General features: G+C 42.1%; 1 pseudogene. It reads right to left on the bottom strand.

The features are described 5' to 3' along the window. Positions 1–666: pseudogene (locus tag AB4209_RS21070) on the bottom strand (hypothetical protein); the annotation flags it as partial. Between the last annotated feature and the right edge of the window lie 89 nt (positions 667–755).

Here is a 755-nt window from a genome sequence, read left to right as displayed (position 1 = left end):
TGATTTAGGCAACAACGCCATGTAGTACTCAAAATGATAGGGGTTGACCCAATTCACACCAATTTGTATGTACTGACGGTTACCATTATTCCAAGTAAATTCCCCCCAACTTTTATGACCGCCCATATGATGATCGCCATTCGAACCTTTCCACCAACTATTTTTATCACGAGGTTGATAATCGGTGAAAGGTTGTCGTATGAAAGAATGGTGGCTCAGGTGAATAAATTTTGAAAAATAAGTATTGCCGTTTGCGCTGCCTGCGTAAGATTCTAGAATATCAATTTCTTGAGTATCATCCGGGTTTAGTAACCACACTGCAGCAGCCAGAGAAATATCTGACATACTGACACTTGCTTCAACAAAGACAGGAAATTGCACTTGTTGGTTTGAAGAAATACACGCGGCATTTACACCGGGTTTGTCTTGTTTATCGGTTCTGTCACTTCGAGAGACATGAAACTCGGCTTTACCATTTTTTACCGTAACGTGGTCATGCTGCCAATACGTTGCGCCTGGACCATCCCAACTAGAATGATAAAAGTTGTACCATCGTCCATCTCCGAAATCTTTGCGTTCTGATGTGGCATCAAATTGGTATTGGAAATCATCAGACATATCCGTCTGCTCTTGCCATATCTTGTTGATGCCTGCATCTGCAGGCACAGATAGATTATGGACGTCAGATGGTTCTTGGGTAACAGAAGCATAACCGAGTCTAGAAACATCCGTTACTATACCCGTTCAACTTGAAG

It is taken from the genome of Vibrio sp. 10N.286.48.C11, from assembly GCF_041469805.1.
Classification (GTDB): Bacteria; Pseudomonadota; Gammaproteobacteria; order Enterobacterales; family Vibrionaceae; genus Vibrio; species Vibrio crassostreae_C.
The sequence above is the reverse complement of the archived record's forward strand: the minus strand, read 5'-3'. Positions and strand labels throughout refer to the sequence as shown.